Source organism: Citrobacter sp. TBCS-14, assembly GCF_005280805.1.
Lineage (GTDB): Bacteria > Pseudomonadota > Gammaproteobacteria > Enterobacterales > Enterobacteriaceae > Citrobacter > Citrobacter gillenii.
This window is the reverse complement of the sequence record NZ_SZWM01001248.1, coordinates 1-223: the sequence shown is the minus strand read 5'-3', so window position 1 is coordinate 223 and position 223 is coordinate 1. Positions and strand designations below refer to the sequence as shown.

1 protein-coding gene is annotated in these 223 nt (G+C 49.8%); it reads left to right on the top strand.

Annotation, left to right across the window (positions count from 1 at the left end; all coding sequences use genetic code 11):
* Nucleotides 1–223, top strand: a 223-nt coding sequence (locus tag FDX22_RS26525; RefSeq protein ID WP_146718023.1) for an amino acid permease, incomplete at both ends; no start/stop codon positions are given.

Genomic DNA, 223 nt, shown 5'->3' with positions numbered 1-223 from the left:
TCTATGTGAACCCGAGCGTGATTGGCGCGTTCACCATGATCACCACCGTGTCGGCAATCCTGTTTATGTTTGTCTGGACCATCATTCTTTGCTCATACCTGGTGTACCGCAAACAGCGTCCACACCTGCATGAGAAATCGATCTACAAGATGCCGTTAGGCAAGCTAATGTGCTGGGTATGTATGGCGTTCTTTGTCTTCGTACTGGTGCTGCTGACTCTGGA